Origin of the sequence: Bradyrhizobium sp. SZCCHNR1015 (genome assembly GCF_032489875.1) — a bacterium.
In the GTDB taxonomy this organism is placed as follows: Bacteria; Pseudomonadota; Alphaproteobacteria; order Rhizobiales; family Xanthobacteraceae; genus Bradyrhizobium.
In genome coordinates this window covers 395,460-421,327 of the sequence record NZ_JAUEYW010000001.1, presented here as the reverse complement: position 1 = coordinate 421,327, position 25,868 = coordinate 395,460, and the positions used below count along the sequence as shown (strand labels likewise).

The 25,868-nt window shown below is 65.3% G+C and carries 31 protein-coding genes and 2 tRNA genes; 17 read left to right on the top strand and 16 right to left on the bottom strand.

Translation table 11 applies throughout. The features are described from left to right. The first annotated feature begins 71 nt into the window (after positions 1-71). Both QX128_RS01900 and QX128_RS01895 read left to right on the top strand, forming a co-directional pair. Positions 72-650, top strand: coding sequence for a hemerythrin domain-containing protein (locus tag QX128_RS01900; RefSeq protein ID WP_315800085.1), 579 nt, complete (start codon positions 72-74; stop codon positions 648-650). An 80-nt stretch (positions 651-730) separates the two neighbouring features. Then, positions 731-946: a hypothetical protein gene (locus tag QX128_RS01895; protein ID WP_315800084.1), complete on the top strand. Its 216-nt coding sequence runs from the start codon at positions 731-733 to the stop codon at positions 944-946. 196 nt (positions 947-1,142) lie between these two features. On the opposite strand, the gene QX128_RS01890 is transcribed toward QX128_RS01895, so the two are convergent. Then, positions 1,143-1,895, bottom strand: a complete 753-nt coding sequence (locus QX128_RS01890) for a hypothetical protein (RefSeq protein ID WP_315800083.1) — start codon at positions 1,893-1,895, stop codon at positions 1,143-1,145. A 200-nt stretch (positions 1,896-2,095) separates the two neighbouring features. On the opposite strand from QX128_RS01890, the gene QX128_RS01885 reads away from it, so the two are divergent. From QX128_RS01885 to QX128_RS01875, 3 genes are all read left to right on the top strand, one after another. Further along, positions 2,096-2,428: a Rieske 2Fe-2S domain-containing protein gene (locus QX128_RS01885; protein WP_316236542.1), complete on the top strand. Its 333-nt coding sequence runs from the start codon at positions 2,096-2,098 to the stop codon at positions 2,426-2,428. A 213-nt stretch (positions 2,429-2,641) separates the two neighbouring features. Further along, positions 2,642-2,716 (top strand) — tRNA-Glu (locus QX128_RS01880). A 165-nt stretch (positions 2,717-2,881) separates the two neighbouring features. Next, positions 2,882-3,139 (top strand): PilZ domain-containing protein, encoded by a 258-nt coding sequence (locus QX128_RS01875; RefSeq protein WP_315712079.1) that lies wholly within the window; start codon positions 2,882-2,884, stop codon positions 3,137-3,139. Positions 3,140-3,455: 316 nt separating this feature from the next. Here the strand turns inward: QX128_RS01875 and QX128_RS01870 are convergent, their stop codons facing one another. Further along, the gene (locus QX128_RS01870) at positions 3,456-4,097 is read right to left on the bottom strand and encodes a glutathione S-transferase family protein (RefSeq protein WP_316178865.1); all 642 of its coding nucleotides are present in this window, start codon (positions 4,095-4,097) and stop codon (positions 3,456-3,458) included. A 267-nt stretch (positions 4,098-4,364) separates the two neighbouring features. Further along, a complete protein-coding gene (locus QX128_RS01865; RefSeq protein ID WP_012044102.1) occupies positions 4,365-4,817 on the bottom strand; it encodes a VOC family protein in 453 nt (150 codons plus the stop codon). 589 nt (positions 4,818-5,406) lie between these two features. Between QX128_RS01865 and QX128_RS01860 the strand changes: the two genes are divergently transcribed. Continuing rightward, positions 5,407-5,709 carry an HU family DNA-binding protein gene (locus QX128_RS01860; RefSeq protein WP_172109121.1) on the top strand — a complete coding sequence of 101 codons (303 nt, stop codon included), beginning with the start codon at positions 5,407-5,409 and terminating at the stop codon, positions 5,707-5,709. A gap of 466 nt (positions 5,710-6,175) precedes the next feature. On the opposite strand, the gene QX128_RS01855 is transcribed toward QX128_RS01860, so the two are convergent. Further along, entirely contained in the window at positions 6,176-6,325 is a 150-nt protein-coding gene (locus tag QX128_RS01855) for a hypothetical protein (protein ID WP_316236541.1), read from the bottom strand. 134 nt (positions 6,326-6,459) lie between these two features. Between QX128_RS01855 and QX128_RS01850 the strand changes: the two genes are divergently transcribed. After that, entirely contained in the window at positions 6,460-6,744 is a 285-nt protein-coding gene (locus tag QX128_RS01850; RefSeq protein ID WP_315800079.1) for a hypothetical protein, read from the top strand. Between the two features lie 62 nt (positions 6,745-6,806). On the opposite strand, the gene QX128_RS01845 is transcribed toward QX128_RS01850, so the two are convergent. After that, complete coding sequence (locus tag QX128_RS01845; protein ID WP_315712073.1) at positions 6,807-6,971, bottom strand: hypothetical protein; 165 nt, start codon at positions 6,969-6,971, stop codon at positions 6,807-6,809. A gap of 366 nt (positions 6,972-7,337) precedes the next feature. Between QX128_RS01845 and QX128_RS01840 the strand changes: the two genes are divergently transcribed. From QX128_RS01840 to QX128_RS01830, 3 genes are all read left to right on the top strand, one after another. Further along, entirely contained in the window at positions 7,338-8,099 is a 762-nt protein-coding gene (locus QX128_RS01840) for an SIR2 family NAD-dependent protein deacylase (protein WP_315800078.1), read from the top strand. Positions 8,100-8,299: 200 nt separating this feature from the next. Beyond that, on the top strand, positions 8,300-8,953 hold the full coding sequence (locus QX128_RS01835; protein WP_315800077.1) for a cold-shock protein: 654 nt from the start codon (positions 8,300-8,302) through the stop codon (positions 8,951-8,953). A gap of 156 nt (positions 8,954-9,109) precedes the next feature. After that, positions 9,110-9,186: transfer RNA gene (locus tag QX128_RS01830), tRNA-Pro, on the top strand. Between the two features lie 253 nt (positions 9,187-9,439). Here QX128_RS01830 and QX128_RS01825 read toward each other — a convergent pair. From QX128_RS01825 to QX128_RS01805, 5 genes are all read right to left on the bottom strand, one after another. Then, positions 9,440-10,132 carry an ABC transporter ATP-binding protein gene (locus QX128_RS01825; protein ID WP_315800071.1) on the bottom strand — a complete coding sequence of 231 codons (693 nt, stop codon included), beginning with the start codon at positions 10,130-10,132 and terminating at the stop codon, positions 9,440-9,442. Then, positions 10,129-11,364 carry an ABC transporter permease gene (locus QX128_RS01820; protein ID WP_316178861.1) on the bottom strand — a complete coding sequence of 412 codons (1,236 nt, stop codon included), beginning with the start codon at positions 11,362-11,364 and terminating at the stop codon, positions 10,129-10,131. Before QX128_RS01820 ends, QX128_RS01825 begins: the two co-directional genes overlap by 4 nt. Further along, complete coding sequence (locus QX128_RS01815) at positions 11,361-12,440, bottom strand: efflux RND transporter periplasmic adaptor subunit (RefSeq protein WP_316236540.1); 1,080 nt, start codon at positions 12,438-12,440, stop codon at positions 11,361-11,363. Before QX128_RS01815 ends, QX128_RS01820 begins: the two co-directional genes overlap by 4 nt. Positions 12,441-12,482: 42 nt before the next feature. Beyond that, positions 12,483-12,887, bottom strand: a complete 405-nt coding sequence (locus QX128_RS01810; protein ID WP_315712066.1) for a translational machinery protein — start codon at positions 12,885-12,887, stop codon at positions 12,483-12,485. 175 nt (positions 12,888-13,062) lie between these two features. Further along, positions 13,063-14,205 (bottom strand): OpgC domain-containing protein, encoded by a 1,143-nt coding sequence (locus QX128_RS01805; RefSeq protein ID WP_315800067.1) that lies wholly within the window; start codon positions 14,203-14,205, stop codon positions 13,063-13,065. Positions 14,206-14,429: 224 nt separating this feature from the next. Between QX128_RS01805 and QX128_RS01800 the strand changes: the two genes are divergently transcribed. Then, entirely contained in the window at positions 14,430-14,735 is a 306-nt protein-coding gene (locus tag QX128_RS01800) for an ETC complex I subunit (protein ID WP_315800066.1), read from the top strand. A gap of 38 nt (positions 14,736-14,773) precedes the next feature. Here QX128_RS01800 and QX128_RS01795 read toward each other — a convergent pair whose 3' ends face one another. Next, on the bottom strand, positions 14,774-15,262 hold the full coding sequence (locus QX128_RS01795; protein WP_315800430.1) for an Lrp/AsnC family transcriptional regulator: 489 nt from the start codon (positions 15,260-15,262) through the stop codon (positions 14,774-14,776). A gap of 13 nt (positions 15,263-15,275) precedes the next feature. Continuing rightward, on the bottom strand, positions 15,276-15,920 hold the full coding sequence (locus QX128_RS01790) for a TetR/AcrR family transcriptional regulator (RefSeq protein ID WP_316236539.1): 645 nt from the start codon (positions 15,918-15,920) through the stop codon (positions 15,276-15,278). Between the two features lie 326 nt (positions 15,921-16,246). Between QX128_RS01790 and QX128_RS01785 the strand changes: the two genes are divergently transcribed. The 3 genes from QX128_RS01785 to QX128_RS01775 are packed head-to-tail and all read left to right on the top strand — an operon-like array spanning position 16,247 to position 20,800. Beyond that, positions 16,247-17,854 carry a carboxyl transferase domain-containing protein gene (locus QX128_RS01785; protein ID WP_316236538.1) on the top strand — a complete coding sequence of 536 codons (1,608 nt, stop codon included), beginning with the start codon at positions 16,247-16,249 and terminating at the stop codon, positions 17,852-17,854. A gap of 2 nt (positions 17,855-17,856) precedes the next feature. Beyond that, entirely contained in the window at positions 17,857-19,863 is a 2,007-nt protein-coding gene (locus tag QX128_RS01780; protein WP_316236537.1) for an acetyl/propionyl/methylcrotonyl-CoA carboxylase subunit alpha, read from the top strand. Between the two features lie 22 nt (positions 19,864-19,885). Beyond that, the gene (locus QX128_RS01775) at positions 19,886-20,800 is read left to right on the top strand and encodes a hydroxymethylglutaryl-CoA lyase (RefSeq protein WP_315800062.1); all 915 of its coding nucleotides are present in this window, start codon (positions 19,886-19,888) and stop codon (positions 20,798-20,800) included. A 65-nt stretch (positions 20,801-20,865) separates the two neighbouring features. Here QX128_RS01775 and QX128_RS01770 read toward each other — a convergent pair whose 3' ends face one another. Genes QX128_RS01770 through dctP form a run of 3 tightly spaced genes read right to left on the bottom strand, consistent with a single transcriptional unit; the run spans position 20,866 to position 23,792 of the window. Beyond that, positions 20,866-22,224 (bottom strand): TRAP transporter large permease, encoded by a 1,359-nt coding sequence (locus QX128_RS01770; RefSeq protein ID WP_315800061.1) that lies wholly within the window; start codon positions 22,222-22,224, stop codon positions 20,866-20,868. After that, positions 22,221-22,766: a TRAP transporter small permease gene (locus tag QX128_RS01765; RefSeq protein ID WP_315800060.1), complete on the bottom strand. Its 546-nt coding sequence runs from the start codon at positions 22,764-22,766 to the stop codon at positions 22,221-22,223. Before QX128_RS01765 ends, QX128_RS01770 begins: the two co-directional genes overlap by 4 nt. A gap of 3 nt (positions 22,767-22,769) precedes the next feature. Next, on the bottom strand, positions 22,770-23,792 hold the full coding sequence (gene dctP, locus QX128_RS01760; RefSeq protein WP_316236536.1) for a TRAP transporter substrate-binding protein DctP: 1,023 nt from the start codon (positions 23,790-23,792) through the stop codon (positions 22,770-22,772). Between the two features lie 363 nt (positions 23,793-24,155). On the opposite strand from dctP, the gene QX128_RS01755 reads away from it, so the two are divergent. Then, complete coding sequence (locus QX128_RS01755) at positions 24,156-24,395, top strand: pentapeptide MXKDX repeat protein (RefSeq protein WP_316236535.1); 240 nt, start codon at positions 24,156-24,158, stop codon at positions 24,393-24,395. A 119-nt stretch (positions 24,396-24,514) separates the two neighbouring features. On the opposite strand, the gene QX128_RS01750 is transcribed toward QX128_RS01755, so the two are convergent. Next, positions 24,515-24,868, bottom strand: a complete 354-nt coding sequence (locus QX128_RS01750; protein WP_315800057.1) for a DUF6481 family protein — start codon at positions 24,866-24,868, stop codon at positions 24,515-24,517. A gap of 323 nt (positions 24,869-25,191) precedes the next feature. Here QX128_RS01750 and QX128_RS01745 point away from each other — a divergent pair, with 323 nt between their 5' ends. Together QX128_RS01745 and QX128_RS01740 are read left to right on the top strand one after the other, a co-directional pair. Further along, the gene (locus tag QX128_RS01745) at positions 25,192-25,437 is read left to right on the top strand and encodes a hypothetical protein (RefSeq protein WP_315800056.1); all 246 of its coding nucleotides are present in this window, start codon (positions 25,192-25,194) and stop codon (positions 25,435-25,437) included. A 44-nt stretch (positions 25,438-25,481) separates the two neighbouring features. Further along, positions 25,482-25,619, top strand: coding sequence for a hypothetical protein (locus QX128_RS01740; RefSeq protein WP_316236534.1), 138 nt, complete (start codon positions 25,482-25,484; stop codon positions 25,617-25,619). Positions 25,620-25,868 lie beyond the last annotated feature (249 nt).

Here is a 25,868-nt window from a genome sequence, read left to right as displayed (position 1 = left end):
GGCGTAGTCTTTTGCGTTCAGGGAAAATGCCGGTTCGGCAAGGCCCGGCCGGCGCACAGGCGAGGGCGGCCATGGCAAGGATCATCGAAGCGCTGCTGCAGGAGCACGAGAATCTCGAGAAGCTTCTCTCGGTGCTCGAGCACGAACTGGAGCTGTTCGATCACAATCGGCGGCCGGACTACGACATTCTGCAGAGCATCATCGCCTATTTCGAGGACTATCCGCAGCGCTGTCATCATCCCAAGGAGGAGATGATCTTCGGCAAGCTGCGCGAGCGCGATCCAGCCGCGGCCGCGGCCTATGGCGACGTCGACGACGAGCACGAGACCGAGGCGCGGCGGCTGCGCGGCTTTGCCGACGCCGTGAACGCGGTGCTGTCGGACCAGGAGATCCTGCGCGAACGCTTCCACGCCGCCGTGCATGAGTTCATCGACAGCCAGCGCGAGCATCTGCGCAAGGAGGAGACCCTGCTGTTTCCCGCGGCGCTGCGTACCCTCCAGGCGGAGGATTGGGCCGACATCGACGCCCGCATGTCCGACCGCAAGGACCCGCTGTTCGACGGCGACGTCGCCGAGAAATTCCACAATCTCGAGCGGACCATCCTGCGCTGGGAACAGGAGGCGGAGCAGGCGCGCGCCACGGCCGGCTGATGGCATTTTGCCCAATTGCGCCCCGCGAGCCGTGGACTATAGTTTCAGCTCGGGGGCAGGCACTCGTCTCGGAGTTGGCTATGACCGCTTTGAACACAGGGCTCGAACCGGCCCGAGGTTCGCAGGATGCAGGTGCCGTCGACGCGACGGGCAGGCCTGCGCAGGTCCCGATGGCGCAGCAGAACGCCTTCGGCAGCCACGGCTATGACATGTATCCGCAGAAGCTCATCCGGCTGTCGGGCTGTCAGGAGCGCGCGCTCCGTCGCGAGAAGAAGCTCCCGTTGCTGCTGAGCTGACGGTGCTGCCCCGTAAGCATACGGTTGGCTGGCTTGTATTAAGACATCGTTAACCAGGCCGCGCGACCCTGTTCGCATGCTCCCCCAGGAGTGCGACGGAACCGGACGGCCGGAGCCGGCAGTCGCGACAAGAGGCCGGCGGCGTAACGCCCGCCGGCCTTTTTGCGTGGGCGGGGTGTCTTGGAATCCCCCTCGATCAGTTGCGTCGCGCCAGCGAGCGCAGGAAGCCCTGATATTCCTCGTTCAGCTCCATATCGACGGCGGGTGCGAGCCGCAGCAGCACGTTGGCGATGAACGCCTGATCGTTGCGGGGATCCGCCAGCACCTCGCGCAGCACCGGGACGTTGTCCTCGATGTGGTGCAGGAAGGCGACGCCTTTCTCCGCCGTCTCGGTCCAGCGCGCCCGCGTCCATTTCGCCAGCGGATACATGATCTCGTGGACGAAGTTCGATTTGCGCGCCTTCTCGAAGAAGCGCAGTCCGGCGCTCCAATTTTCCTTGGCGCGTAGCGGCGGTGGCGGCAGATCGCCGGTCAGCATCTTCCTGCCGGCCTGGCCGACGAAATCGTCCAGCGTGGTCGGCGCATCGATCGTGGCGCGGAAGTGCCACAGCGCGAACGAGCCGGGAAAATCCTTGCCCATGCCGTCGAGCAGGGCCGTCTCGACCGTGTCGACCGCCGCCTTGTCGCCCTTGAGCGACGCCGTCATCGCGAAGGCGAACAGCGCGTCGTTGCCGACCTCATGGACGCCGCCGTTCTTCAATTGCGCCGCCGACAATGCGGGCGTCTTGCCGTCGGCAGGCACCGTGGCCTCGCCGGCGCGCTGCGCCTTGATGAAGGCGGTGATCTCGAGCCAAGCCGTGAGGTTGGCGATGAAGGCGTCGGGATCGACATGCACGATGGCGAGATTGAGCGGCTCCTTGCGCGTTCTCAGCTCGGTCATGTCGGTCATGTCGCACTCCGCAGCAGCTCGCCGCCGAACGGTCTGTCGCCTTTGCGACATGATGGCTCGTTCGACGAAGATGCCGGGAAGGGCAGCAAGAAGGGTGCCACGGTCTTGTCGGGCTCGCGGGCACGGCGCGATCCTCGGAACGAGTCTTGCTCGGGCTGCTTCGCGTGCGATGTTCGCAACGGAAAGCATGAGGCCAGTGAATGTTCACCCGTGTCTGCAAGGCCGACACCATCGACGAAGGCGGCATGCGCCTCGTGATCGCCGATGCCCAGCTCATCATCCTGGCCTGGCCCGACGATGGCGAGCTCAAGGCGTTCCAGGGCGTCTGCCCGCACACCGCGGCGCCGATGGAGGAGGCCGGCTTCGACGGCCGCGTGCTCAGTTGCCCCGTGCACAATTGGACGTGGGATGCCCGTACCGGCACACCGCTCCACCCTCCGGAGAGTGCGTTGGCCGCGTATCCGGTGAAGGTCGAGGACGGCGTGGTCTACATCGACACGGACGGCATCTCTCCGCTGTTTGCGGCCCGTTGAGCATGCGGGACCAGACTGGAAAGACCGGCACGGGGTGGCTTGCCCGGCCGGCGAAACGCCTCTATACGTTCGGCGCGCGGCACGGAATCACCGTCGGTGGTTCAGCCGACCTCGCAGATCATCGCCTCAAGCGGCTGATTTGCTGAAGGTTTTGCCGAAACGTGCAAGCGGCGATGGCACCGGGGCCTCGTGCCCTCTGGCATCGTGCGTATTGCTCCCTTCGTCTATCGGTCAGGACGCCACCCTTTCACGGTGGAGAGAGCGGTTCGATTCCGCTAGGGAGCGCCATTCCGCGCCGGCTTTCCTTCCATCTCCGATCTTGAAACGGACGGTTTGCGCCGAGACGTGTCGGCGCGGGGTCCTGCATCCATGAATCGCACGCCCAGTACGTGATCCGGTCAACCGTCCATTAGGGTCCTTGCCGTACTGCAGCGGGCGAGCAGGAGCAGGATGATGGCCGCGCCCAAGAAGCGGGAAGCCCGCAAATCGATGAAGCAGCCGGCGTGGATCACGCTGGATGGCGGGTTCGCCGTGCGCCATTGCCTGGTTCAGGACATTTCCAGCGCCGGCGCCAAGCTGACCTTGCAGGACGCGGCGGCGCTGCCGGCGACCATCCGGCTCGCCTTCGCGCGCGACGCAAGAACCGGCCGGCAGTGCCAGGTGGTGTGGCGCCGCGGCGCCTCGGTCGGCGTCAAGTTCATCGGCAAATAGACCAGTATCGCTTCACTGCCGCAGACGCGCTAACAAGCGGCATGTGTCGATCTCTCATCCTGGGCGTCCTCGCGGCGTTCGCCGCCGTGACCGTTGCGGCCGCCGGCTCGCCGGGGTCATCGCTTCTTGTGCCATCGCTTCCCGGGCCGAATAAGGCTGGGCCGAATAAGGCCGCATCCCGTTCAGGCGCCGCCACCAACAATCCCTGCGCGTCCTACGGTGCGAACTTCGTACGCGTCGAGGGAACCGATACCTGCGTGAAGGTCGGCGGCGCCCTGGGCGTCGAGATGGGCACCTCGGCCGGCCGCTGAGGCGCTCACGACAGCGGCGGCGCGATGTGGCGGATGAAGGCCGGGCGTTGCGCGATCTGTCCGTACCAGCGCGCGAGACTCGGCAGCTCCGGCTTGACAACACCTTCGACTCCGAACCAGCGCCGCGCATAGGCGCCGAGCGCGATGTCGGCGAGCGTGAAGCGCTCGGCCTCGACATGGCTGCGTGTGGCCAGATGCGCGTCGAGGATGCGCCACATCGCCGCGGCGTCGTCGGCCGCCTTCTGCAAGGCGGGCATGTCGCGCTGCTCCGGCGGCGTACGCACCAATCCCCAGAACAGCGGACGCTCGATCGGCTGCACCGTCGACAGCGTCCAGTCCAGCCAGCGCTCCACCGCGGCGCGGTGCCGCGGCGTCGTCGGGTAGAGCGGCGTGCCGTCGCCGTGAGCGAGGCAGAGGTAGCGCATGATCGCGTTGCTCTCCCACAGCACGAAATCACCCTCGACCAGGGTCGGGATGCGGCCGTTCGGATTCATCGCGAGATAGTCCGCTTCGTTGTTGCGGCCGTACTGCATCCCCGCGTCGATCCGGTCATGGGCGACATCGAGCTCGGCGAGACACCACAGCACCTTCTGCACGTTCACCGAATTGGGGCGGCCCCAGATCGTCAGTCTGTTGTCGGCGGACACGTTCGGCTCCTCTCTGGGCGAGCGTCATCATTAGCGCATGTTACGCAAAAAGCCCCGCGCGAAGCGGGGCTTTTCCGTCGAACGCGTCGTTCGCGGGATCAGCGGCCGAAGAACAGCCACAGCAGAATGATCACCGGAATCGGCACGCCCAACAACCACAATAGAATTCCACGACCCATCTCGGCCTCCTCGTATCCTCACCGTCAATCGGAGCGACAACGCGAGGGTGGCCTCGATGTTCCGGCCGGAATCACGCGGGCAGATGACTCACCAATGTCCGGTGTTCGGCATCGACAGCCAGGGCTCGGCGGGCGCCTTCGGCTCGCCCTTCTGCAACAGCTCGATCGAGTGCAGGTCGGGCGAGCGGACGAACGCCATGTTGCCGTCGCGCGGCGGCCGGTTGATGGTGATGCCGAGCTTCATCAGCCGGTCGCAGGTGGCGTAGATATCGTCGACCTCATAGGCGAGATGGCCGAAGAAGCGGTCCTCGCCATAGCTCTCCTCGTCCCAATTGTAGGTGAGCTCGACCAGCGGGGCGCCGCGCGTCGGCGGCAGGCTCTTCAGCAGGTGTTCATCCTCGGGTGCGCAGAGAAACACCAGTGTGAAGCGACCCTTGTCGTTGTCGATCCGGCGCACCTCCTTGAGGCCGAGCGCATCGGAATAGAATTTGAGCGCGGCGTCGAGATTGCGCACGCGCAGCATGGTGTGGAGATAACGCATCGTTTCTTCTCTCCCTGAACTCGAAGCGGATGGTCAATGGCCGCCTGCGGACGCCGATCCATAGCAGCAATTCGTTCGCCCGTGTATCGAGCCTGATGCTGCGGCGATGCCGGCTCGCGCGGATGTGCGGTGCGCGCGGCGACGCATTCGATGGGCTGCGCGGTGTTGCGAAAGCCTCTCCGCATGCCCGCGAATCGCTGTTTTGGCCGTGATTCGCGGTGGGGATGAACGGGCGCGATGCGACCGCATGCAGGTATTTCAGCGTGTTTCGCCTGCAATGTGCGGCCAAAATCACGCAGGACCGTCGAAAATGCCTAGAAATATAGGGGAAAATGAATCGCATGCTCCGTTCGATCGCCATCGCAGCTTGACTTCTGCGCGCTCCGTTGGAATTTTGGCGCCGCTGTGGGTGCTTCGGGGCCCCTTGAAATGCAGGAGAATCCCGAAAATCGCGGGGTGATACGCCACCAGACGACTGAAGTCCCGGCTGTGCAATGCAGCCAGAAAGCCCCGACCAGTCTGCGCAGCAATGCGCTGATAGCCGCGCAGTCGTCACGTCATTCACCAGTATCAATCACAAGGAGATACGATGGCTACCCAACTTTCCAAGTCGCAACTGATCGAGAAGATTGCGACCTCGACCGAGCTGTCCAAGCGCGACGTCAAGAACGTCATGGAGACGCTCACCGACGTCGGCCACAAGGAGCTGAAGAAGAACGGCGTGTTCCTGGTGCCGGGCTTCGCCAAGTTCGTCGTCGTCAAGAAGCCCGCCGTGAAGGCGCGCAAGGGCACCAACCCCTTCACCGGCGAAGAGATGATGTTCAAGGCCAAGCCGGCCCGCAAGATCGTGCGCGCGCGCCCGGTCAAGGCCGCCAAGGACGCGGTTGCCTGATCTGACCGTCAGTCACGGTCGTGATCACGTCAAAGGCCTCCCGGAAGGGAGGCCTTTTTCGTTGCGGCTATGTGGTTGCAGCGCGGCTGAGCGTTGCGGTCGCCGAAGCGCCGCCGTCCCCGGATCGCGAAGGTTGGCACCACGGGGGCCCGAAAAACGACAGCAGCGCCAGCGCGACGGAATATCTTCGTCGCGTGGCGCCACCCTCGAGCACTGGGCCCTGAAATCCCCAGTACTGATCTGTCTCGGGGTGGCGCAGGCAGGTTCAAAGGATTTTGCGGGAAAATTGACCGGCCCGTGCGACCTCCGGCCCGCGCAGGAGCGCCGTCGCGCGTGCTGGGGAGAAGCCGGTGGATATGGCGCAGCAAGCCGTTGATCAGCAATCCGGAGAGCCCAGGCGAGGAGCTGTGGACAAGCGTTGGATCGACTGTGGATGAAGGCCCGGCGATCGCCGCAAAGCTCGGCTCTAGCGGCGCTCGCCGTTCAGATCCGCGCCGTCGTCCGCTCCTGTTTCAGGCGCTACACCGGCCGCCTCGGTCCTGGGATGACAGGACGCAAGCACGACGAATCCGCCATAGCCGATGATGTTGAACAGAAGTTCCAGCCAGGATACCATCGCGGATTCCCCCCATGGCAGTGAACGTGTGGCGACGGTGACGGTTCCAGACGCGCGCGGCGGGGAGCCGGCCTGCAACCAACTCCCCAGCATCTGCGTTGTTTGGACGCACGGGAATTGGAGGACATTCGATCATGAGAAAGACATTGGCTGTTCTGGCGACCGCGGGCGCCGTCGCCATCACCGCACTGGCGGCACCCGCTCCGGCACAGGCGCGCGGCATCGGCCCGGGTCTCGCATTCGGCCTCGCGGCGGGAGCGCTGACCGCCGGCGCGATCGCGGCGTCGCACCCGTATTACTATGGTCCGGGCTACGGCTACTACGACTACGGCCCGCGTTACGTCTACGCGCCCGGGCCGTATGCCTATTACGGCGGACCGTACTATCATCGCTACCACCACTGGCGTCATCACTGGTAAGCGCCAGTCGTGAGGAGGAGGGCCCGGATGGCGAAAGCCTCCGGGCTCTTCTCTCATCCCTGCTATTCCGCGGCCTCGCCGCGCTGTGCCTTCTTCCACGCCAAGCGGGCATATTCCTCGCGTTCGCGCGCGAACTTCTCCTGGGTCGACTTGAACCGTGCAATCCTTGCGGTGATGTCGGCGCGCTCCTTCGCGCGGCGGTCGTCCTGCGTCTCGTTCTGCCTCACGGATCCTCTCTGCTCCGGTCGCTATCCGGCGAGCCTCGCCCTGAGACGCGTGACAAACTTCCTGGCGAATCGCTGGCGCGATGTGGGTGTCCGATTGAGGCGTGATTGCGGACGCGAGGCCCCGCTGCAGGCGGGTCGCGCGTTTTGCTGGGGAGAGAAGGCGAGCACCGCCAACGTCTTCCGGTAGACACGGAACGATCCGACTCGTCTTGCTTGCAGTTGCGTCGTTCACGGCTGGTTCCGGAGGATGCGGAGTAGCGCAACGACGCAGCCGGGCCGGACATGCTCGGAGGCGGGAGCCAGCTTGCCGTGCTTTGAAGGGAGGACAATGATGGTGCGAGGTTTCATGGTTCGGGGCCGCCGCTGATGATTGCATCCGATCTGCACGACGGGGTGAACCGCCTGGGAGACATGATCGCTGCGGCGCGTGTGATCGTGCCCTTCACCGGCGCTGGAATATCGACCGAGACGGGCATTCCGGATTTCCGGTCTCCCGGCGGTCTATGGACGCGCAACCGGCCGATCCATTTCGACGAATTCGTCGCCAGCCAGGAGGCGCGGGACGAGGCCTGGCGGCGGCGCTTCGCGATGCAGGAGACGTTTGCCGCGGCGCGGCCCGGCCGCGGACATCTGGCGCTTTCGTCGCTCTACCGTGCGGGGAAAATTCCGGCCGTGATCACTCAGAACATCGACAACCTGCACCAGGACTCCGGTTTCGCGCCGGATCACGTCATCGAGCTGCACGGCAACACCACCTACGCGCGATGCATCGGATGCGGGCAGCGCTATGAGCTCACCTGGGTGCGCGAGCGCTTCGAGGCCGACGGGGCCGCGCCGGATTGCCCCGATTGCGCGGAGCCGGTGAAGACCGCGACGGTATCCTTTGGTCAGTCGATGCCGGAGCATGAAATGCAGCGCGCCACCGAGCTCGCGCAGCACTGTGATCTGTTCGTCGCGATCGGCTCGTCGCTGGTTGTGTGGCCGGCCGCTGGCTTTCCATTGATGGCAAAGCGGGCTGGCGCGCGACTCGTGATCATCAACCGGGAACCGACCGATCAGGACGACGTTGCCGACCTCGTTGTCCACCACGAGATCGGCGAAGTACTCGGATCGTTCGTCCGTAATTGAACGGAAATTGATGCATTTTTGTCGGCATCTCTGTTCATATGCCTCAGTGAAACCGATTTTTATCTATGCGCGGCACGAGGGAATGTTATCTTTGATTCGAGAGATTCGCGTGACTCATCGTGGGTATAGGTGGTGAGCACGTGTATGAGGGCGCCGTTGCAGGGGTGGCGGCTCACAATTCATATGTGAGGTCCGGGGTTATGGGGTCGGACGGATTTGAGTCCAAGAAGCTTGGGGTGCCGGTCGTTGGTGGTTCGACACCAACCCGGCTCGGGGCGGAATATCAAACCGGCGTCGCGCGCGACTCGGCAATCGATGCGATGACCGGTCTTGGCGAGAACCTCGTCGAAATCAGCGGCGTCATCAAATGGTTCGACGCCTCGAAGGGATACGGTTTCATCGTTCCCGACAATGGCTGGCCGGACGTGCTGCTGCACGTCACGGTGCTCAGGCGCGACGGCTACCAGACCGCCTATGAAGGGGCTCGCCTGGTGGTGGAGTGCGTGCAGCGCTCCAAGGGCTACCAGGCCTTCCGCATCGTCTCGATGGACGAGTCGACGGCGATCCATCCGGCGCAGATGCTGCCGCCGCGCACCCATGTCACGGTGACGCCGACCAGCGGGCTGGAGCGAGCCCAGGTCAAGTGGTTCAACCGCCTGCGCGGCTTCGGCTTCGTGACCTGCGGGGAAGGGAGCCCGGACATCTTCGTCCACATGGAGACCCTGCGCCGCTACGGCATGACCGAGCTGCGCCCCGGCCAATGGGTGCTGGTCCGCTACGGGCCCGGCTCCAAGGGCATGATGGCGGCCGAGATCCACCCCGAGACGGGTTCGCCGGCATTGTCCTCGCACTGAGTTGCTTGCGATCACTGCACTTGACGGCCCTGGAAGGGTGCTTTCCGGGGCCGTTTTCATGTCGGCTCCATCTTCACGGCCAGGCCGCGGTCTTGCTGCCGAGGCCGCGACCGTGTAGTGACGGGTTCGTCGAGGAAAATCGTCCCTTGAGAACATCGGGGTATAGCGCAGCCTGGTAGCGCGGCAGTTTTGGGTACTGCAGGTCGTTGGTTCGAATCCAGCTGCCCCGACCATCTCCGCAGCAACGTGGCCTCGCAGGTGAGACCTGATAGCTGGCGCGAACTGCGCGACGAGGCCGATAAAAAATTCGGATGCTCCCGCAGCGGCAAAACCCGGGAGCATCCGAAGTGTGCGGGTGAATCCGGGGAAGGAACATCCGCTGGCCGCCAGCATCCTCTGAATCGGAATCTCGCGTCTTTGCGCTAGATCAAATCGGGCGTGGGCGGCGGTTCGCGCGTCGGCCGTGCCGAGGTCGCGGCGGGGGGATCAGCGCGCCAGCTCGTCCTGCGCCAGCCGGCCGTCGATGATGTGCACGCGCCGTTGCATCTGAGCGGCGAGGTTGAGGTCGTGCGTGACCGCGACCACCGTCTTGCCGCGCAGGGTGACGAGATCGCGCAGGATGCCGAACACCTGCGCGGTCGCGGCGGTGTCGAGGCTGCCGGTCGGCTCGTCGGCCAGGATGACGGGAGGATCGTTGGCGAGCGCGCGCGCCACCGCCACGCGCTGGCGCTGGCCGCCCGACAGCTTGTCCGGCGTCTTGCGCAGATGCTCGGCGAGGCCGAGCGAGCTCAGCAGCTCCTCGGCGCGCGTGGTGATGGCGCGCGGCGACAGCCGTGCCAGCGCGCGCATCGGCAGCGCGACGTTCTCGGTGATCGAGAATTCCGGCAGCAGGAAATGAAACTGGAAGACGAAGCCGAGCCGTGACAGCCGCACCTCGGCGCGCTCGTCCTCGTTCATGCCCGTCGTCGAGCGGCCGTCGATCAGCACGTCGCCCTGGCTCGGCAGGTCGAGCAGGCCGAGCAGATAGAGCAGCGAGGATTTTCCCGAGCCCGACGGTCCGGTGATGGCGATGAGCTCGCGCGGATGGATCACGAGATCGATGTCGGCGACCAGCGTCACCGGCACCTCGCCGGGCAGCACCTTCGTCACTTGCCGCGCCTCGATCAGGGGCGGGCTCACGTCGCGCCCCGGATGATGTCGACCGGATGCAACCGCGCCGCGGCGCGGGCCGGAAAGTAGCCGGCGACGGCGCTGGAGATCAGCGCGACCGCGCCCGCCAGCAGATAGTGCTTCAGCGAATACAGCACGGGCAGATGATTGTAGTCGGAGAACGGCGTCTTGAACTCGAGCGAGGCGAGCCCGCGGGTGAGCAGGTAGCCGAGCGCCCAGCCGAGAGCGGCACCGGTCAGGCCGATGAACAGCGCCTCGACGATGAAGATGGTGCGGACCGTGCGGTCGCGGAAGCCGAGCGACTTGAGGATGGCGATGTCGCGGGTCTTCTCGTGGGTGATGGTCGAGATGATGTTGTAGGTGCCGAAGCTCGCGACCAGCAGGATGGCCCCGACGATGGTGTACATCAGCACGTTGCGCAGCGTGATCGCCGCCAGCAGGTCCTCCTGCGCCTCCTGCCAGGAGACCGCCTTGTAGCCGGTCTGCTCGCCGATGCGCTCGCTGATCAGGCGCGCCTGCATCGGATCGTTGGTGCGGACGCGGATCTCGTTGATGATCCCGGTCTGGCGCTCCAGGATCTGCGCGGTGCGCAGCAGCACGTAGCCGGTGGTCTCGTCGGTGCCGCGGAAGCCGGAATGGAAGATGCCGACGACGGTCGCGTTCATGCTGACGCCCTGGGCCGAGGCGAGCGTGATGTTGGAGTTGACCCGCGCGCCGATCTTGGTCGCGAGCCGGTCGCCGAGCAGGATCGCGTGCGAGGACCGGTACAGCGAATTGAGGTTGCCCTGTCGCATGTGGCTCGCCAGCGTCGAAACTTGGCCCTCCGTGCGCGGATCGATGCCGATGATCGCGACCGTGAGGTTGCGGCCGGCGAAGCGCAGCACGGCCTTGGACTGCACCGACGCCGTCAGCGCGCCCGGCACCCAGCCCTGCAGCGAGGCGATGGTGGCCATCGGGTTCTTGATGCCGGGGCGGCGGACGTTCGGGGTCAATCGGTGGAATTCGGCTGCCGCATAGATCTGATCGGCCGGCTGACGGGTCGGCTGGCGCAGCTCGTCGGTGATCGAAATGTGCGGCAGCGCATCGACCAGCGTGCGGATGAAGTCGTCCTGGGAGCCCTCCATCATCGCCGCCATCATCACCGAAAACGCCACGCCGGTCATCACGCCCGCGATCGCGACCAGCGTCTGGCGGGCGCGATGGCGCACATGGGTCCAGGCGATGGTCAGGACGAGGCTCATGGCGCCGACGTCTCGGGCCCGATCACGCGGATCCGCTCGCCGTCCTTGATGTCGGCGGTCGCGGGCGCTGCGACCAGCTCGCCCTCGCGGGCGCCGTCGAGGATCTCGACCGCCGCGGAGCCGCGGATGCCGATCCGCACCGCGCGCCGCCGCACACGGCCGCCTTCGATCACCATGAGGCTGCCGTTGACGATGGCATTGGCCGGCGCGAGCAGGGTGTCGGCCGTCTCCCGGCTGACGATGTTGGCCTCGACGCTCATGCCGACGCGCAGCGGCGTGTCGTCCGGCAAGCCGATCCGCACGCGGAACGTCTTGGCCACGGGATCGCCCGCCGGCGTGATCTGCTTCACCGTCCCGGGCAGGGCCTGGTTGCCGAACGCATCGGCGCGCAGCAGCGCCTTCTGCCCGACCTGGACACGGGGGATGTCCTCCTCGTTGACGTCGGCGACGACCCAGAGCGGCTTCTCCAGGCCGACGCGGTAGAGGATGGTGCCGGGATCGACCATGTCGCCGACCTCGCCGTCCTCCTTGAGGACGACGCCGTCCATCGGCGCTACCAGCTTGAAGTAGTCGAGGCGCTGGGTCTGGGCCGCGATCTGGGCACGGATGCGGGCGAGATCGCTTTCGGAGCGCTGGTAGGCTTGCGAGGTGGCCGCCCCGCGGGCCAGCAACTGCGACTGTCGCTCGAACTCGTGGCGCTGGAATTCCTCCTGTGCACGCAGATCGTTCAAGGTGGCCAGCGCCTCCTTGTCGTCGAGCCGCGCCAGCACGTCGCCGGCCTTGACCGACTTGCCCTCGCAGCGGCAGCGCTCGATGATGCGGCCGCGGACCAGCGGCGTGCTCCGCGACCACGTCTCCGGCTCCACGGCGCCGGTCGCATACACGATCTCGGCCGCCGTGCCGCGGGTGATGCGGGCGGTCGCGATCAGCGGTCCACGCACCCACCATGCGGCAAGCCCAGCCAGTGCGCCGGACAGCAGGATGATCGAGAGCAGGCCGCGCCACGGAAAACGACGCCGGCCGCGATCGACGGCCGGCGTGGCAGCAATGGCGTTGGATTGGTCCGGCGTCAGCATGTCCATGATCGAACGGACCCTGCGACGGGAGAAAGGCTATACTTAGCCCGCAGTGCCCGTCGCCACGCGGGGCGGAGCCATCTTGAAGTGCTGCTTGGCATAGGCGACGATCTGGCGATCGGTCGGGTGATCGGCGGCTTCGACGCCGACGATGCGCTTTCCGACCGCAGGATGCTTCTCGTGCAGGTACTTGGCAAGCTCGGTCTTGGCGCCGGCCGGGCCGATGATCAGGATCTCGCCAGCGTCATCGAGCGCGTGCGCGACCTCTTCGAGGAAATTCTTGTCGGGCGCCGCATGGCCGCTGCCGATCTCGTTGGCCTTGTGGTGCAGATGCTTGGTCTGCAGGTGCGGATGCAGCGTCAGCTCGTCGGCACCGGTCAGTCCGATGTGGAACACCTTGGCCTCGCTGTGATCGAGCCACACGACGGCATGGAAATGGGTCGGCATGATCTGGTCCTTGTCAGCAAATCACCGCTTGCGCAGCCTCGCGCGTTCGCAAGCGAACGCGCGCCGCGGGAAGCGGCTCCGTTGGTGATGCAAACCTTAGCGAGCCCGATCGGGCCCGGCTTGATGCAGGTCAACGGAGGCGGGGCGCGACCACGCGCCCCCAATGGCGCGAAGTCTACTTCGGCGCGGGCGGCTTCGGCTGCGGCTTGTCCTGCCGCTTCGACCAGGAGATGTAGTAGGCGACGGTTGTCATGATCGCGATGCCCGCCGCGCTGACCAGGATCTGCGCCAGCAGCGAGCCCGAGCTCAGCATCAGGGTGAAGTGGCCGATGAAGGACAGGAACACGCCGACGCAGAACACCGCCAGCGACTGTTGGCCGCAGACGATGAGGGGATCGAACGCCTTCCACTCCAGGCCCGGCCATTCCTTCGGCACGAACCGGATGACCAAAATGACGATCACCACGAAGTGCAGGAAGCGGTACGGCGCGAGATTGGTCTTGTCGTTCGGGTTGAAGGCCGCATAGAGCCAGTTCGGAAACATCGATCCGAGCTCAGGGAAGCGGCCGGCCATCGTCATGACCAGTGCGAGCACCATGTAGGCGATGCAGAAATAGAGCGTGGCCGGCGCCATGATGATGCCCATCGAGCGGCGGGCGCCGCCGAGCGCGCACCAGGAGCCGAACACGAACAGCACCTGCCAGCAATACGGATTGAAGTACCAGGTGCCCGCCGGATAGGCCGCGAAATTCCAGCCCATCTGTCGCGCCAGGAGCCAGAGCACGATCGAGGCGATCATGGTCAGGTCGGGCTGGCGCAGCATCATCCACAGCACCGGCGGGAAGAAGCCCATCAGCACGATGTAGAGCGGCAGCACGTCGAGATTGACCGGCTTGAACTTCAGGATCAGTCCCTGGGCCAGCGTATCGCTGGCGTGGTCGACGAGGCCTGCGACGTTGAACTCGTCGATGATCTCGGAGACGCCGAACCGCGTCGCCAGATAGCTGATGGCCACGATATAGATCACGAACAGCACGATGTGGGCGACGTAGAGCTGCCACACCCGCTTGAACAGCCGGGTGGCGCCGACGATGAAGCCGCGGTCGATCATCATGCGCGCATAGACGAACGAGGCAGTATAGCCGGAGATGAAGACGAACAGGTCGGCGGCGTCGCTGAAGCCGTAATTCCGCGTGGTGATCCAGTTCACCACATTGTCCGGGATGTGATCAAGAAAGATCGCCCAGTTGGCGATTCCGCGAAACAGGTCGAGCCGCAGGTCGCGCCCGCGCTCGGGCAGCGTGGCATTGATTTTCATGGCCGCTTCAACGCACTGTTTTGAATGGAAAACGTTCGGGGAGCAGAGGGCGCCGTGGCAGTCGACCGAGATTGTCACGGGACGGCAGAATGACTATACGGAGCACGATAGACGGTCACGTCCTGGATGGGAATCACCGTTCCGTGCTGGATCTTGCCTGTACCCCATCCCTGCCGTTTCCGCCAAACGCATGACGACCTCAGCTTCCAGGGGCTCTTCCAGCCATGACCGCACGCATTTTCAAGCCCGCCAAGAACGCGATGCAATCGGGCAAGGCCAAGACCAGGGACTGGCAGTTGGATTATGAGCCGGAGCAGCCGCGTTCGGTCGAGCCGCTGATGGGCTGGACGTCCTCCTCGGACATGAAGCAGCAGGTCACCTTGCGCTTCGATACCAGGGACGAGGCGATCGCCTATTGCGAGCGCAAGGGCATTCCCTACCAGGTGATCGAGCCGAAGGAGCCGGTGAAGCGGCAGATCGCCTATGCCGACAATTTCTCGTTCCGCCGCGGTGAGCCCTGGACGCACTGATTTGGACGCATTGAGGGGCCGGCTCGGCCGTCATCCGTTCAACCTGTTTGAGGCGGCCCGCCGGAGATGGGCAGCGGGGCGTCCTTGGACAGGCCGAGCACCGGGAAGCTCCTGATGGCCCGGACGCCGGGCAGGGCGGCGAACTGGCGGAGCTGGCGGCTCATGCCTTCGACGCCGGTCGACACGCATTTCAGCAGGAAATCCGCATCTCCCGACAGCCGCCAGCATTGCTGGACCCAGGGTAACGTCACGATCGCGGCCTCGAACGACTCCAGTGCTGTCTGGTGCTGGCTGTCGAGCTGAATCGACACGAACGCGACCACCTCATAGCCCAGCGACCGTTCATCGATGCTGGCGCGGATGGATTTGATCACGCCGCTGCTGCGCAGCGTCCGCACCCGGCGCAGGCAGTTCGGATGCGAGATCCCGACCCGGTCGGCGAGCTCGTTGATGCGGATCCGGCCATCGGCCTGGAGCTCCGCCAGGATCCTGCGATCGATCGCGTCGAGCTCCGGGCTGCCAGCCATCGGCGCGGCCCGTTCAGCCGGTCGGGCGATCAGGCCGGCCACCGCCGGCCGGATCAGGCTCGGCGGTGCGCGGCATGACGCCCGAGAGCACGAGCTTCTCGTGGGCCGCGATGATCGCCTCCCTGGTGAGCCGGCCGCCGGGACGGTACCAGCTGCACAGCCCGGTCAGGAGCGCGATGATGGCAAAGGTCGCGACCTGGATGTCGTCAACGTCGAACACGCCTTGCGCCACGCCGTCGCTGAGGATGTCGGCCAGCCGGCGCTCATAGGCGCCGCGCAGCGCCACCACCGCCTCGTAGTTGCGGGGATCGAGGCTGCGCAGCTCCGAATTGGCGATGAAGACCTCGCGCTTCCGGGTCATGTGATAGCTGACGTGGAAGGCGACGAATGCCCGGAGGCGTTCGACCGGACCCTGGGTGTCGCGGAGCGCCTGCTCGAGCTCTTGCAGCAGGTCGTTGATGTGGTCCTGGATCAGCTCCGCCAGCAGCTCCTGCTTGGTGCTGATGTGATTGTAGAGCGAGCCCGGCTGGATGCCGACCTCGGCGGCGAGCTGGCGCAGGCTCATGGCCTCATAGCCGTGCTGGAAGATCAGCCGCAGGCCGGCCCTACGGATCGCCTCCATCGTCGTCGGACCATGTGACCCGATCGTGCGCGCCATCTCGTCCTCGCTGGACCGTCCCGATGCCGATCGCGGCGGATCCGCCACGGCAGGGGGTCCGGTAGTGAAGTCTGAAAATTCCGTGGTCTCAAGCAAATGCTGCTCACCCCGTACTCTACAACAATCCGCTTGAGAATAGAATTTAAAAACGTATGATCGTTTAATTCGAGAAGGACGGACGGCCGCAAATCGGCCGCCGGCGGCAGGGAGGACAGCATGCGGGCAAAGATGGTACACCCGGGCTCGCAGCGGCCTGAACGGCCGCGACCGCTCTGACGCGTGCTCCCACGGCTTCCCCCTCCAGCCCCGCAACGAAGACGCCGGTCATGACGCTTCACTCCACGATCGATCCATCGTCCTCCGATTTCGCCCGCAATGCCGACGCCATGCGCGCGCTGGTCGCCGACCTCAGAACGAAGCTGGGGCAGGTCGCCGAGGGCGGCGGCGAGGCCTCGCGCAAGCGGCATTTGTCGCGCGGCAAGATGCTGGCGCGCCAGCGCGTCGACCTGCTGCTCGACCCCGGAACGGCGTTCCTGGAGCTGTCGCCATTGGCCGCGCACGGGCTCTATGGCGGCGACGTCCATTCGGCGAGCATCGTGACCGGCATCGGCCGCATCGCGGGGCGCGAATGCGTCGTCGTCGCCAACGACGCCACCATCAAGGGCGGCACCTACTACCCGATGACGGTGAAGAAGCATCTGCGCGCCCAGGACATCGCGCGGCAGAACAATCTGCCCTGCGTCTACATGGTCGATTCCGGCGGCGCGTTCCTGCCGCTGCAGGACGAGATCTTCCCGGACGAGCGGCATTTCGGCCGGATCTTCTACAACCAGGCGCAGATGTCGGCGCAGGGCATTCCGCAGATCGCGATCGTGATGGGCTCGTGCACCGCCGGCGGCGCCTATGTGCCGGCGATGTCGGACGAGAGCATCATCGTGCGCAACCAGGGCACGATCTTCCTCGGCGGTCCGCCGCTGGTGAAGGCGGCGACCGGCGAGGTCGTGAGCGCCGAGGAGCTCGGCGGTGCCGACGTGCATTCGCGACAGTCGGGCGTGACCGATCACTACGCGCAGAACGATGCCCATGCGATCGGCATCGCCCGCCGCATCGTCGGCACCCTGAAGCCGCCGGGCGCTCGCACCGTGCTGAACATGCGCGAGGTGCGCGAGCCGCGCTATGCCGCGGAAGAGATCTATGGCGTCGTGCCGGTCGACGGCCGCAAGCCGTTCGACGTGCGCGACATCATCGCGCGGGTGGTCGACGGCTCGGAGTTCGACGAGTTCAAGAAGCTCTACGGTCAGACGCTGGTGTGCGGCTTCGCCCACATCTGGGGCCATCCGGTCGGCATCATCGCCAACAACGGCATCCTGTTCAGCGAGAGCTCGCTGAAGGGCGCGCACTTCATCGAGCTGTGCTGCCAGCGCAACATTCCGCTGGTGTTCCTGCAGAACATCACCGGCTTCATGGTCGGCAAGAAATACGAGGCCGGCGGCATCGCCCGCGACGGCGCCAAGCTGGTGACGGCGGTCGCGACCGCGTCGGTGCCGAAGTTCACCGTCGTGATCGGCGGCTCCTACGGCGCCGGCAATTACGGCATGTGCGGCCGCGCCTATGCGCCGCGCTTCCTCTGGATGTGGCCGAACGCGCGCATCTCGGTGATGGGCGGCGAGCAGGCCGCGATGGTGCTGAGCCAGGTCCGGCGCGACGGCATCGAGGCCAAGGGCGAGAGCTGGCCGGCGGAAGAGGAAGAGAAATTCCGCAGCCCCATCCGCGCGCAATACGAGGCGCAGGGCAATCCGTACTACGCGACCGCGCGGCTGTGGGACGACGGCGTGATCGATCCCGCCGATACCCGCCTCGTGCTCGGCCTTGGATTGTCTGCCGCCGCCAATGCCCCGGTCGAGCCGACCAAGTTCGGCCTGTTCAGGATGTGATCATGGCTCGTCCCGGATTGTATCGTCGTTTTCGCAAGCTCCTGATCGCCAACCGCGGCGAGATCGCCGTGCGCGTCATCCGCACGGCGCGCGCGATGGGATTGAAGACCGTCGCGGTCTATTCGGAGGCCGACCGCAACGCGCTGCACGTCGCGCTGGCCGACGAAGCGGTGCTGCTCGGCCCTGCGCGCGCCCGCGACTCCTATCTCAACATCGAGCGGCTGATCGAGGCCGCCAGGCAGACCGGTGCCGAGGCCGTTCATCCCGGCTATGGCTTCCTGTCCGAGAGTGCCGAGTTCGCACAGGCCTGTCTCGATGCGGGGCTGGTGTTCGTCGGGCCGACCGCGGCGATGATCACGGCGATGGGGTCGAAGTCCGGCTCGAAGTTTCTGATGGAGCAGGCGGGCGTGCCGCTGGTGCCCGGCTATCACGGCGAGGCGCAGGATGACGCCACGCTCGCCAATGAAGCCGCGCGGATCGGCTTTCCCGTGCTGATCAAGGCGTCCGCCGGCGGCGGTGGCCGCGGCATGCGCGTGGTTCACGCGGCCGGCGACCTCACTGATGCCGTCACCAGCGCCAAGCGCGAGGCCAAGGCGGCGTTCGGCGACGACCGCGTGCTGATCGAGAAGTTCGTCGAGAGCCCGCGTCACATCGAGGTGCAGATCGTCGGCGACAGCCACGGCAATCTGGTCTCGCTGTTCGAGCGCGAATGCACCCTGCAGCGCCGGCACCAGAAGGTGGTCGAGGAGGCGCCGTCGCCGACGTTGACGCCGGCGCAGCGGGACACGGTGTGCGCTGCGGCGCGTCGCGCGGCGGGCGCGGTGAACTATGTCGGCGCCGGCACCATCGAGTTCGTCTCCGACGGCCGCGACGTGTTCTTCATCGAGATGAACACGCGCCTGCAGGTCGAGCATCCCGTCACCGAGCTGATCACCGGCGTCGATCTCGTCGAATGGCAGTTGCGCGTCGCCTTCGGCGAAGAGCTGCCGCTGACGCAGGACCAGATCCGGTTGCATGGCCATGCCATCGAGGCGCGCGTCTACGCGGAGAATCCCGCCAAGAACTTCATGCCCTCAGTCGGCACGATCAAGACCTGGCGGCTTCCCGCTGAAACCGGCGGCCTGCGCATCGATGCCGGCTATCGCGAGGGCGATGCGGTCTCGCCCTATTACGACGCGATGCTCGCCAAGATGATCGCCTGGGCGCCGACCCGCGAGGTCGCGATCGAGCGGCTCAACCGCGGCCTTGACGACACCGACGTCCGAGGCATCGTCAGCAACATCCCGTTCCTGTCGTCGCTGCTGACGCATCCCGACGTCGTGGCGAACGCGATCGACACCGGTTTCATCGAGCGCCATCTGACGCATCTGACCCAGTCAGGAGCGGTGGCCGGCGACCTCGAGCTCTGTGCCGCGGTTGGGGCCATTCTCATCGGCGAGCAGATCGCGGCTGCGAAGGAGCAAGGCTCGCCGTGGCGCGCATCCGGCTGGATGCCGGTGGGACTGCGACAGCGCGTGTTCTCGTTCCGCCAAGGCACGGGCAATGAACCGCGGACCGCCACGCTGGCCTATGGTCCCGGCGTACAGCGCCTGTCGATCGCGGGCCGTGAGACCTCGTTCTCGGCTATCCCGACTGATGACGGTGGCTTCGACCTTGTGTGCGACGGCGTCAAATCCCATGTGGTGGCCGTCATCGAGGGCCATGAGCTGTACCTGCGGACCCGCAACGGTCGTTTCGATCTGCATTGGATCGATCCGTTCGGCGGAGACGACGAGGAGCAGGCCGGCGAGGACAAGATCGTGGCGCCGTTGCCGGGGACCGTCGTGGCGCTGCTTGCGCAGGAAGGCGCCGTCCTGGAGAAGGGTGCGGCGATCCTGACGCTCGAAGTCATGAAGATGGAGCAGACCCTGCGGGCGCCGTTCGCAGGCCGGCTCACGGCGATCAAGTGCAAGGTCGGCGACATCGTGCAGGAAGGCGTCGAACTGGCGGACCTCGAACCGTCCGCCTGATCCTCGAACCGGAGAGGTCGGCATGAGCGAGAGCGTGCGCATCATCGAAATGGGCCCGCGCGACGGCCTGCAGAACGAGAAGACGTTGGTCGGCGTGGCCGATCGCATCGCTTTTGTCCGCGCGCTGGTGAACGCCGGCCTGGCGACCGTCGAGGTCGGCGCCTTCGTCTCGCCCAAGGCGATCCCGCAGATGGTGGGATCGGATGAGGTGATGCGCAGCGTGTCTGCGCTGCCCGGCGAATTCCATGTGCTGGTGCCCAATGTGAAGGGCTATGAGGCCGCGCGCGCTGCGGGCGCCAGGGTGATTTCCGTGTTCACGGCGGCCTCTGAGAGCTTCTCCCGCGCCAACATCAACTGTTCGATCGCGGAGTCGCTGGAGCGATTCAAGCCGGTGATCGCCCACGCCAGGACCGACGGCGTCAAGGTGCGCGGCTACGTCTCCTGCGCGCTCGGCTGTCCCTATGAAGGCGAGATCAAGCCGCAGGCGGTAGCCGGCGTGGCGAAGGCGCTGTGGGACCTGGGCTGCTACGAGGTCTCGCTGGGCGACACGATCGGCGTCGGCACGCCGCTCAAGGCCAAGCAGATGCTGCGCGCCGTCTGCGACGATGTGCCCGTGATGCATCTTGCGATGCATTTCCACGACACCTACGGCCAGGCGCTGGCCAATCTCTATGCGGGCATGGAGGAGGGCGTCCGCGTCATCGATGCCGCCGCCGGCGGCCTCGGCGGCTGCCCGTTCGCTCCGGGCGCGACGGGAAATGTCGCGACCGAGGACGTCGTCTACATGCTCGAAGGCATGGGCATCCGCACCGGCGTCGACATGACGAAACTGCTGGCCGCCACCAACGAAATCAGCCGGCTGCTCGGCCGGCCCCCGGTCAGCCGCGTTGCCGGCGCGCTGAATGCGAAGAACAGGCGAGCAGCCAATGGCGAATAGCGAACGGGGGCTGAACCTATCGCCAATCCCTATTCGCTACGTCCTAGTCGCCATTCGTCGCTGCGTCAGCGGCTGAGATCCGGCCCCATCACGAGATCCGGCAGCGCCGTCGAGATCTGCGGCACGAAGCAGAGCAGCAGCACGGCGGCCATCATCAGCAGGACGAACGGCAGCGTGCCCCAGATCACCTCGCGCAGCGGGATGTCCGGCGCGACGTTCCTGATGACGAAGATGTTGAGACCCACCGGCGGGTGAATCAGGCCCATCTCCATCACGATCGTCATCACCACGCCGAACCAGATGATGTCGAAGTTCGCTGCCCGCAACGGCGGCAGGATGATCGGCGCCGTCATCAGGATGATCGATACCGGCGGCAGGAAGAAGCCGAGCACGACAACCATCAGCAGGATCGCGAACAACAGTTCCCAGCGCGGCAGGTGCATCGCCACGATGGACTCCGCCACCGACTGCGAGATGTGCAGGTAGCTCATCACGTAGGAGTACAGCAGCGACATGCCGATGATCAGCATCAGCATGGTCGATTCGCGCAGCGTCGCCTTCATGATGGGCGCGAGATCGGCCGGGCTCCAGACGCGGTAGATGATCGCGATCAGCACGAGCGCGAGGATGCCGCCGAGACCGGCTGTTTCCGATGGCGTGGCGAGGCCGCCATAGAGCGCGACCATGACGCCTGTCAGGAGCAGCACGAACGGAATCACGCGTGGCAGCACGGAGAAGCGCTGCGCCATCGTAAAATCGTCCTTGGTCAGGATGTCCGACCACGCGCCCGACTTCTCATAGACGGCTTTCGCGCGCGCATATTCCTGCCGGAAGCGCACCACCGAATAGACGCCGAACAGGGTCACCAGCAGCAGCCCGGGGCCGATACCGGCCAGGAACAGCCGTCCCAGCGATTTCTCCGCCGCGATCGCGAATAGGATCATCGTAATCGAGGGCGGAAGCAGAATACCGAGCGTGCCGCCGGCGGCGATGATGCCTGCGGCGAAGCCGCCGGAATAGCCGCGCTTGCGCATCTCGGGAATTCCGGCCGAGCCGATCGCCGAGCAGGTCGCGGGGGACGATCCCGCCATCGCCGCGAACAGCGCGCAGGCGAACACATTGGCGACGCCCAATCCGCCGGGCACGCGATGCAGCCACGCATGCAGCGCCGAGTAGAGGTCCTGGCCTGCGCGGGAGCGGCCGATCGCCGCGCCCTTGAGGATGAACAGCGGGATCGACAGCAGCGTGATCGACGCCATTTCCTCGTAGACGTTCTGCGTCACCGTATCGAGCGACGCGGTCGGCATGTAGATGGCCATGAACACGACGGCGACGGCGCCGAGCGCGAAAGCGATCGGCATGCCCGCGAACATCGCAAACAGGGTCGAGAGTCCGTAGGCAACCCCAATTCCGAACACGCTCATCGACGCGCTCCGGTCAGCGGAGCCACGATCTGCAGCAGCATCTGCAGGCACAGCAGGGTCATTCCCGCGGCCATCAGGCCGTAGGGAATCGCCAGCGGCGGCGACCACATCGAATTCGAGACCTGACCATCGACCCAGGCCTCATGTGTCAGGGTCCAGGATTTCCAGGTGAAGAAGGCACAAAACAAAAAGCTCGCGACGTCGACCAGCCAGAGCCTGATCTTGTTGGCGAGCGGCGACATCAGCCCAACGAAGGCTTCGATGCTGACGTGGCCGCGATGCTCCTGCACATAGGCTGCAGTCATGAAGGTTGCGCCGACGAGCAAGAACACGGCGGCTTCGTCCTGCCAGTAGTTGGCGGCCTTGAACAGTGCACGGCCCGCCACGCTGTAGCTCAGGATGAGGCAGGCCGCGACCAGTGCGAACGCGGCCAGAACGACGATGATACGATTGAGCAGCGAGACAACACGCTGGAGCGGCGCCAGCGGACCGCTGGCGCCGATGGCTGTCGTGGCCTCGGTATCGAGAACGGGCGCGTGCATCAATCAGGCCGCGACGTCGGAGGCGAGCTTGAGGAGCTTGGCGCAGTTCGCGGACCTGCCGCCATAGTCCTTCCAGGCCGTGTCACGGGCAATGTCGCGCCATTTGTTGACGGTCTCGACATCGAGCTCCGTAACCTTGGCGCCGGCCTTTTCGTAGACCTTGGCAACTTCGATGTCGTCGTCCTGCGCGCCCTTGCGCCCGAACGCCTCCATCTCCGCGCCGACCGCGAGGATGATGTCCTGTTGGTTCTTCGGCAGCTTGTCGAACGAGGCCTTGGACATCATCAGCGGCTCGAGCATGAACCAGTACGACGCCTTGGCTCCGGAGGTGAGGGCCTTCGACACCTCTTCCAGCCGGAACGAGATCAGGCTGGTCGACGAGGTAATGCCGGCATCGCAGGCACCGGTCTGCATCGCGGTGTAGATTTCGTTCGACGGAACCGACAGCACCGAGGCGCCGGCGGTCTGCAGCACCATGTCCATCTCGCGCGAGCCGCCGCGCACCTTCATGCCCTTGGCATCCTCGGGCGCAACCAACGGCCGCGACCGGCTGGCGACGCCGCCCGCCTGCCAGACCCAGGTGAGCAGGATGATGCCCTTGTCAGCCAGGAAATCACTCAGCGTCTTGCCGACCGGCTCGTTCTTCCAGCGCATGCCCTGGTCGTAGGTGGTCACCAGACCTGGCATCAGCCCGATGTTGGTCTCGGGCACCTCGCCGCCGGCGTAAGGCATCGGATAAAGGCTGATGTCGAGCGCGCCCTTCCGCATGGCCGAGAATTGCGCGACGGTCTTGATGAGCGAGGAGTTCGGATAGATCTCGGTCGCGATCTCGCCGCCGGAGCGCTTCGCAACCTCCTCGGAGAACACCCGGCAGAGCCGGTCACGGAAATCGCCCTTGTCGATGGTGCCGCCGGGAAACTGGTGGGAGATCTTCAGCGTCGTTGCGGCATGGGCCGTACCGATTCCAAAACGCAGAATGGCCGGCGCAGCGAGTGCGGATGCGATGACGTGACGGCGTGTGAGCATGAGATTTCCCCTGGACAACTTCTGGTTGGGTTCCCGACCCGGGTTCGCTGGCGTGACTTATACCAACCAATCTACCGGACTTACCTCTAGCCGAACTAGACAGTTCGTTCGAGGCCAAATGCATGGGAAGCGACATATTGCTGCGGCGCACGTACCGGCCTGTGAATCCCTTGCGCGGGTTGTACTAACATGACCTTGCCGGGCAAAATTGTGTCCTCGATTCCGGAACGCGACGCATTCGAGTCAAATTTGATCGAACAAAATTTTCGCTCGCGCTCGTAACAATCGCCTTCATCGGAACGTCGATATCCAGGAACGGCGCGTCCGTCGCCGTCGAACCTGTCATACGAAGGAGCGATCATCATGACCAATCGTAGCCGCCTCATCCTCGGAATCTCCGCCGCCGCCCTCGCGTTCAACGTGGCCGTCGCGCCGGTGGCCTTCGCGGAGGACAAGATGAGCAAGGACGATGGGATGAAAAAGGGCGCGATGTCCCACGACGGCATGAAGAAGGATTCGATGGCGAAGGACGCCATGAAGAAGGACGATGCCATGTCCAAGGACGGGATGAAGAAGGACGACGGCATGATGAAGAAGAACTAAGTCGTCTCGCCCGGCATCGTGCGATGGGACGACCGTATCAGTCCCATCGCCGATGAAGTGAGGAGCCGCGCGATGCCGGACGCGACGGCACGCAGGTCTCGTGGCGGCGGCGTTGCTGCTTACTTCTTCTTTCCGCGGGCCTTGCGCGCGGCGTAGCGCGCATCGCGCTTCGCCTTCTGCTCGGCCTCCATCTCGGCCAGGCGAGCGGCTTCGTCTTCCGCCTCGCGCGCGAGCCGGGCAATCTCGGCAGCTTTGGCCTCTTCCTCGAGGCGCTTCTGCTCCGCCTTGGCGGCCTCGCGCTCCAATCGCTGCTGCTCGCGGCGGGCGGCGGCAGCTTCGCGCTCCTGCCGTCGCTTCACGACTTCGGGATCGTCCGGTCCCGGCTGCGATTTGAACTTCTGCACGATGCTCTGGCGGGCCTGCTGCGCGGCCTTCTGCCGATCGGCAAATCCAGGTTCCTTGAATCCTCTCATGGAGACGTCGTCACTTCGCTATTTGGGTGTTCGATCAGGGTGTGGTCGGTCAGGGGCTGCACGCGCCGCCAGGCAGTTCTTCCACGAGATCGTGAACACGAGCGGAGGCCGACGCGAGCCCGTGTGTATAGGATCGCATGCGTCGATGACAAATGCTTTATCGCCGCTCCTCCACATCCGACCTGCCTAGCGCTTGCATGGCGCTCGCCGGAGGCTATGTAAGCACCCCCGTCGCTGACGCAGGTCGGCCGGCTGTGAGTCGCTTCACGCCTCGCGGGCACTAGCGCACCGCCCGGGTGCGACGTCCAACGGAGTTGACCGGCATGATCTCTGTTCGCCGCGGGCGCATGGCGCTCGGCCTCGCGCTCGTCGCTCTCGTGGTCAGCGCATGCGTGATGACCGCGGTCCTCGCCCGCCCGCGGCCCGTTTCGGCCGGTGTGCTGGGTTCCGAATGGGAATGCGGGCAGCTGTTCTGGGTGACGAGCTGCACCCGTATCGAATCGATCTCGCCGGCATCGCGCCAGCAGCAGCAACCGCACGGTGAGGCCGCTGGCCTGCGTGCCGCCTAGGCGCACCGGCGATGAGTACGCAGGGGCCGGATAGACGCGGTGCCATGGCGGCACTGGTGTTCGCGGCGCTCGTCGTGGCCTTCGGCGTGTGGCTGGCTCGCAGCCTGACCTCGGCAAGCCGGATGCAGGATTGCCTGATGTCGGGACGAACCAACTGCAATGTGATCGTGCCCGACCGGTGACCGCCGACCAGCTCGTACCGGATCGGCAGGGCCGCGCCAGTAAGGTTGCATGATCGAAGCGGCGAATCAGCCGGCATCTCGGTTAACCTGACGGCAGCAGGTTGACCTAGCCGCAAAATAGTCCGGATTTTACCCGTTTGTCGCGGAAACTATGATGTGTCCGGATCATGCGCGCCGAAGCCGGCGATCCGGAATGATCAATCCGCATTACACTTGGCGTCCGTGGCAATCAGCGCGGACGGCGGGTGA

Excerpts from the sequence above, each read along its gene's own strand:
- QX128_RS01785 (WP_316236538.1), top strand. The coding sequence starts at position 16,247 with ATGACGCTTCACTCCACGATCGATCCATCGTCCTCCGATTTCGCCCGC.
- QX128_RS01865 (WP_012044102.1), bottom strand. The coding sequence starts at position 4,817 with ATGCGTTATCTCCACACCATGCTGCGCGTGCGCAATCTCGACGCCGCG.
- QX128_RS01790 (WP_316236539.1), bottom strand. The coding sequence starts at position 15,920 with ATGGCGCGCACGATCGGGTCACATGGTCCGACGACGATGGAGGCGATC.
- dctP (WP_316236536.1), bottom strand. The coding sequence starts at position 23,792 with ATGCTCACACGCCGTCACGTCATCGCATCCGCACTCGCTGCGCCGGCC.
- QX128_RS01850 (WP_315800079.1), top strand. The coding sequence starts at position 6,460 with ATGAGAAAGACATTGGCTGTTCTGGCGACCGCGGGCGCCGTCGCCATC.
- QX128_RS01755 (WP_316236535.1), top strand. The coding sequence starts at position 24,156 with ATGACCAATCGTAGCCGCCTCATCCTCGGAATCTCCGCCGCCGCCCTC.
- QX128_RS01810 (WP_315712066.1), bottom strand. The coding sequence starts at position 12,887 with ATGCCGACCCATTTCCATGCCGTCGTGTGGCTCGATCACAGCGAGGCC.
- QX128_RS01900 (WP_315800085.1), top strand. The coding sequence starts at position 72 with ATGGCAAGGATCATCGAAGCGCTGCTGCAGGAGCACGAGAATCTCGAG.
- QX128_RS01775 (WP_315800062.1), top strand. The coding sequence starts at position 19,886 with ATGAGCGAGAGCGTGCGCATCATCGAAATGGGCCCGCGCGACGGCCTG.
- QX128_RS01750 (WP_315800057.1), bottom strand. The coding sequence starts at position 24,868 with ATGAGAGGATTCAAGGAACCTGGATTTGCCGATCGGCAGAAGGCCGCG.
- QX128_RS01820 (WP_316178861.1), bottom strand. The coding sequence starts at position 11,364 with ATGAGCCTCGTCCTGACCATCGCCTGGACCCATGTGCGCCATCGCGCC.
- QX128_RS01765 (WP_315800060.1), bottom strand. The coding sequence starts at position 22,766 with ATGCACGCGCCCGTTCTCGATACCGAGGCCACGACAGCCATCGGCGCC.
- QX128_RS01745 (WP_315800056.1), top strand. The coding sequence starts at position 25,192 with ATGATCTCTGTTCGCCGCGGGCGCATGGCGCTCGGCCTCGCGCTCGTC.
- QX128_RS01895 (WP_315800084.1), top strand. The coding sequence starts at position 731 with ATGACCGCTTTGAACACAGGGCTCGAACCGGCCCGAGGTTCGCAGGAT.
- QX128_RS01805 (WP_315800067.1), bottom strand. The coding sequence starts at position 14,205 with ATGAAAATCAATGCCACGCTGCCCGAGCGCGGGCGCGACCTGCGGCTC.
- QX128_RS01890 (WP_315800083.1), bottom strand. The coding sequence starts at position 1,895 with ATGACCGACATGACCGAGCTGAGAACGCGCAAGGAGCCGCTCAATCTC.
- QX128_RS01860 (WP_172109121.1), top strand. The coding sequence starts at position 5,407 with ATGGCTACCCAACTTTCCAAGTCGCAACTGATCGAGAAGATTGCGACC.
- QX128_RS01855 (WP_316236541.1), bottom strand. The coding sequence starts at position 6,325 with ATGGTATCCTGGCTGGAACTTCTGTTCAACATCATCGGCTATGGCGGA.
- QX128_RS01795 (WP_315800430.1), bottom strand. The coding sequence starts at position 15,262 with ATGGCTGGCAGCCCGGAGCTCGACGCGATCGATCGCAGGATCCTGGCG.
- QX128_RS01885 (WP_316236542.1), top strand. The coding sequence starts at position 2,096 with ATGTTCACCCGTGTCTGCAAGGCCGACACCATCGACGAAGGCGGCATG.
- QX128_RS01875 (WP_315712079.1), top strand. The coding sequence starts at position 2,882 with ATGGCCGCGCCCAAGAAGCGGGAAGCCCGCAAATCGATGAAGCAGCCG.
- QX128_RS01835 (WP_315800077.1), top strand. The coding sequence starts at position 8,300 with ATGGGGTCGGACGGATTTGAGTCCAAGAAGCTTGGGGTGCCGGTCGTT.
- QX128_RS01800 (WP_315800066.1), top strand. The coding sequence starts at position 14,430 with ATGACCGCACGCATTTTCAAGCCCGCCAAGAACGCGATGCAATCGGGC.
- QX128_RS01815 (WP_316236540.1), bottom strand. The coding sequence starts at position 12,440 with ATGCTGACGCCGGACCAATCCAACGCCATTGCTGCCACGCCGGCCGTC.
- QX128_RS01780 (WP_316236537.1), top strand. The coding sequence starts at position 17,857 with ATGGCTCGTCCCGGATTGTATCGTCGTTTTCGCAAGCTCCTGATCGCC.
- QX128_RS01840 (WP_315800078.1), top strand. The coding sequence starts at position 7,338 with ATGATTGCATCCGATCTGCACGACGGGGTGAACCGCCTGGGAGACATG.
- QX128_RS01740 (WP_316236534.1), top strand. The coding sequence starts at position 25,482 with ATGGCGGCACTGGTGTTCGCGGCGCTCGTCGTGGCCTTCGGCGTGTGG.
- QX128_RS01770 (WP_315800061.1), bottom strand. The coding sequence starts at position 22,224 with ATGAGCGTGTTCGGAATTGGGGTTGCCTACGGACTCTCGACCCTGTTT.